This window comes from Candidatus Magnetobacterium casense, assembly GCF_019173545.1.
Lineage (GTDB): Bacteria > Nitrospirota > Thermodesulfovibrionia > Thermodesulfovibrionales > Magnetobacteriaceae > Magnetobacterium > Magnetobacterium cryptolimnobacter.
This window is the reverse complement of sequence record NZ_JABXWD010000321.1, coordinates 1-3,886: the sequence shown is the minus strand read 5'-3', so window position 1 is coordinate 3,886 and position 3,886 is coordinate 1. Positions and strand designations below refer to the sequence as shown.

Annotated in this window: 2 protein-coding genes; both read right to left on the bottom strand. The window is 51.7% G+C overall.

Annotated elements, in window-relative coordinates; all coding sequences use genetic code 11:
• Nucleotides 1-106: 106 nt before the first annotated feature.
• Nucleotides 107-616 (bottom strand): hypothetical protein, encoded by a 510-nt coding sequence (locus HWQ67_RS14035; RefSeq protein WP_218253317.1) that lies wholly within the window; start codon nucleotides 614-616, stop codon nucleotides 107-109.
• On the bottom strand, nucleotides 597-3,886 hold a 3,290-nt coding region (locus HWQ67_RS14030; RefSeq protein WP_218253316.1), incomplete at its 5' end, for a PBECR2 nuclease fold domain-containing protein. The genes HWQ67_RS14030 and HWQ67_RS14035, both read right to left, overlap by 20 nt.

Below are 3,886 nucleotides of genomic sequence, written 5' to 3'. Positions count from 1 at the left end.
TGTATACAAGTCATAAGTACTGCCTCCTTAAATGAATTTCTAATGTATTATAGCAAATACAACACTAAAAATAAAAATCATGCCGCCACTACTCGTGCATGACTACCTACAAAGGTTCAGTCAAGGTAGGTTTTATCAGGCCAAAGTGTTTACCCCTATTTTTGGCCAATAGTTTAGCGTACTGATTCTCCCCCATCTTGACCCGACCGATGGGCGTGTCAACTGTCAGGCTATCTCCGAACTCTTGTCTCCAATTCTCCGGCGTTAGCTCAAGCGACCGAAAAGGGACTGCCTTGTCTTTAAGCGATTGTGCTATCCTCTCCGTCTTCTCAGACTTGAGGCTATAGCTGTCTTCGTTACCAGCCTGAGCACGATAATCAAGCGTGTCTGCATAGTCCTTCATCTGTTGCAGTCTCTCAGTGGTAGCGCCCACCGGGGTCGATATCTGGATATCCGCCGTCTTGGCTTGAAAGTCCCTGAGCATAGCCTTGTCTTCAGCGGTCAATGACCACGGTTGACTCTGAGACCGGACAAGGATATCACCTATCTTGTCAGCGTATTGATTATTGAGGATGACCCGGCCACCTGCATCCTTCTCAAACAAAGGGGGAGTCAAAGAACTTGCGGTCATCCTCTGACAGCGGCAGGCGGTTTTCCTTCGGCACGCTCAGGGCGTAGGATTCACCCTCTCCTTCCGGTTTTTCAAACAACCGGCGCTGCCCCTTGACAGGTTCACCGGTGGGTGGTATAATAGAAGTATCAAGTGACCCGCCTGTAATAGTAGGACGCTCCAGCGGGGCAGAGTCGGCTGCCTTGGCGTTGGCACCAGAAACATATAGTGTCCTACTCCCCTCGATTTCTTTGATAATAGCATTTAATCCTCTATGGTATGAGATTCTGACAATCTCTTGTCCTTCTCGTTGAATGCTAACAGACATGAAATTAGTTTGTTTGTTTTCGTCGATAAAAGTTTTTACGAATATGTATTTAGTATTTCTTTCAGCACCTTGTTCAGGGCTGGCTTTCTCCAACACGTACAGTGGTTCTGTCAATGTCGGTTTTATCAGACCAAAGTGTTTACCTCTATTCTTGGCCAATAGTTTAGCGTACTGATTCTCCCCCATCTTGACCCGACCGATGGGCGTGTCAACTGTCAGGCTATCTCCAAACTCTTGCTTCCAGTTCTCTGGCGTTAGCTCAAGCGACCGAAAGGAGGCTGTCTTGTCTTTTAGTGACTGTGCTATCCTCTCCCTGTCCTCGGACTTAAGGGCATAGCTCTCTTCGTTACCAACCTGAGCACGATAATCAAGCGTGTCTGCATAGTCCTTTATCTGTTGTAACCTCTCAGCGGTGGCCCCTACCGGCGTTTCAATGGTTATATCCGCCGTCTTGGCTTGAAAGTCCCTGAGCATAGCCTTGTCTTCGGCGGTCAAAGACCACGGCTGGCCCTGTGCACGAACAAGAATATCACCTATCTTGTCAGCGTATTGATTATTGAGGATGACCCGGCCACCTGCATCCTTCTCAAACAAAATCGTGCCAGACCCTTTAGCTGCCCCTGTCTGTTGCTTATCGGCAAACTCCGTCTGCTCTTCTCTGAATGCCCGCTCCAACTCTGCCTGCTCTTGCGCACGCATATCAAGTATGTTAGCTCCGGTCTCCAGCGTCTTGTGCAGAAGCGTGGTGTAATCCTTACCAGGGAACAGTGTGTCATTTATCCAGGTGACGAACCGGTTCCAAAGCGTACCCTCTTTGGCCTCTCCAACGCCCTTGTCATATTTTATGTTGCTTATGAAATCCTGAAACCCCTTACGGCTCATGGCATGGGCAAGGAACTCACGGGGGTCACTCAGGGCATAGAGTATCTGCCGTCTGTTATCGTCGAACCCTTCAAGCAGCTTGGCTACGGCTTCCATGTCCGGCCGTGGCTGTGCAAGGAGTTCAGACAACTTGTCAACAGTTGCTACATGCTCATCCTTGAGGGTGCCCTTTGCAATGTCCATCAGATCACGGATTGTTTTGAGCGATGTAGCGTCTGTCGTGAGCTTGCGATTTGCGAGGGCGTGTATGGTCTCCTCAACGATGATAGCCGACAGATCAGTCTTGTTTGTGATGTCGCTTGTCCGCAGGCCAATGTGCTGCCCATGCGTGGCGTCGTTGGAGCTATACACCGCTGCCCCCCCGATGTCCTCCCTGTCAATAATGGGGAGCTGCCTTAGAATATTAACTAAGTCTTGATTTTGTAGTATACCACCGAGGATGGTCTTCAGCCCTTCGTCTTCCGTGTTCCAAAAAGCGTGATTGGCAGCGTCCATGGTTGTAATCTTGCCAGCCTTGACCTGATCAACAAACCCCTGACGCACATCGCTTAACGGCTCCGGCTTAGGTGGCGGCGGCGGAGGGGGGATGTACCTGTCACCTTGTTGCGCCTTGATTTCGTCCTCAGTCTGGCCGGCCTCTCTCATTTTGTCCGCTTCTGTCTTTGCGGTCGTATAGTCATAGTAGTGTGAGATAACATCCGGCGGCACTCCCGTGTTCTCAAATGCCTTGTGTATCCCCTCTACGGTGTTGAGGTCTGCTTTCGTTGTCTCAAAGTAATTATCCAAACCTGCATCTTTAGCAGCCCTGAAGTTGGCCTCTTGTTCCGGCATACCGGCCTCTGTGTACGTGCGTACCTTTTCCTCAAAGGGTGTTTCCTGCTCTGCTGCATCCCACACCTTGTCCATGCCATCTGTTGCCCGTGGCCGTAAGAAGCTAAATGATTTGGGGTGTGCTGCATGTGCAAGGGCAAACGTGGCCGCTCCGGTGCCGATATTAGTTAATCGCTCCTGCCAGTCCTCTGCCGGTTCTACTGCTCCGGCTGCCGCTCCCAGTGATGTCGTAGTGGCCCAGTCAGAAATACCTATCGCCGTTTTTTCGCCTGGTGTGAGTTTAAACCCTTTAGCGGCCTCCATGCCCTTAGCGGTCAACTTTTCACCTGACCTGATTGCATTTGCAAGACCCAACATAGCCGGTGTCGGCTCCGTCTTGGCCAGTGCGCTTGCGAAGGTCGGAGACATCTTAGCGCCTAAACCCACCATCAGCCCCCTGCCTGCGCCAAAGGCGGCTCCCATACCAAGCCCGTGTAGTGCATTGTCCATGCGTGTTTCGCCCTCGTCCGGTTTGCTAATGCCCTCGTACAAGCCAAACGTGATGGCTTCCGGTGCAGCCGTTGTAGCGACACGTTGTACAATAGACGGCGCCCATTTCGTAGCGGCCTTGGCAAGGCCCTGAGCAAAAGGGATAGCCTTTGTGACACCCAGCAACGGGCCGCCTTGTGCGATGTTGAGTCCCATGCCAAACATGTGAGCGGCACCGGAGGCTATCTTATGGCCAGTGCCGGCATCTTCAGGCGTAGGGATTTGAGTGGTGTAGTTGGCCGAGTACCCGCTTAAAAGTCCAGCGGGGATATCGGCATACTCACCAAACGTCTGTTTAAACCCCTCCGTTGCCTTCTGTGTCTCCTCTGGTGTAGGCTCCTGCCCTCCTAACGTCTGCTTTAGTCCTATGGCTACATTGCGTGCATAGCCGCCAACGGCAGGCGCTATTGACTCAGGGAGGTACTCCTCCGCCAGTTCGGCGCCCTTCTGCCATACATCTGCCGGTAATTGCCGTACAGCCGATACCGCCTTGGATATCAGCCCTGGCTCCTCCTGCTTAGGGGCAAGGGCTGGTTGTTCACCGTGCGTTGTTGTCGCAAACGGGTCGTAGTCAACAAGCTCTATATTGTAACCAGTCTTTGATTGATTATCGGCTACAGGTTGAGTCGTGCCTTGTTGCCCTCCTTCAACAACCTGTTGCCCGTCTTCTGCAAAAGGATCGTAGTCTACAGTCTCTATCTTCACTG